Annotated in this window: 1 protein-coding gene and 1 pseudogene; both read left to right on the forward strand. The window is 66.5% G+C overall.

Annotation, left to right across the window (positions count from 1 at the left end; translation table 11 throughout):
• Positions 1-343, forward strand: a 343-nt coding sequence (locus AC1D1Y_RS26085; RefSeq protein WP_477684905.1) for a TOBE domain-containing protein, incomplete at its 5' end; no start/stop codon positions are given.
• A gap of 2 nt (positions 344-345) precedes the next feature.
• A pseudogene (locus tag AC1D1Y_RS26090) lies at positions 346-582 on the forward strand (alpha-galactosidase); the annotation flags it as partial.

Below are 582 nucleotides of genomic sequence, written 5' to 3' on the forward strand. Positions count from 1 at the left end.
CGGTGTGAACCAATGCCAGGTGGCCTTGGCGGGTTTTGACAATGCCGTGGTGACCCTGCCGCTGGACGGCAACCTGCCCGCCGTGGGCACCGAGGTGTCGGTGGGGGTACGGCCCGAGCATTTCCAGGAAGACGGCAGCGCCACGCTGCCCGTCACCATCGACATGCTGGAGCACCTGGGCGGCGAGACCTTTGCCTACGCCCGCTCCAGCAGTGGCGTAATGGTGGTCATCGAGACCAAGCACGGCCGCAGCTTGCGTTCGGGCCAGATGCTGGAAGCGCGCTTTGACGCGGCCAAGGCCCTGCTGTTCGACAAGAGCGGCCAACGTATTTACTGCAACTGAACATGCCTACCCACGCGCCCGAGGCCTCTGCCACCTTCACAGTTTTGCATGGCACCCACAGCAGTGTGGTGCTGGAGGTGCGCCCGCATGAGGCACCGCTGTGGCGCTACTGGGGCCCGCGCTTGCCGGATAACTGCGTGCCCCTGGCGCCGCTGCGCGATGGCCGGGCCATCCCGCCCAGCAGCATGGAGTTTGACCAGCCGCTGACCGTGGCGCCCACCTTTGGCGTGGGCTGGTAC

It is taken from the genome of Polaromonas sp. P1_G1 (assembly GCF_056405595.1).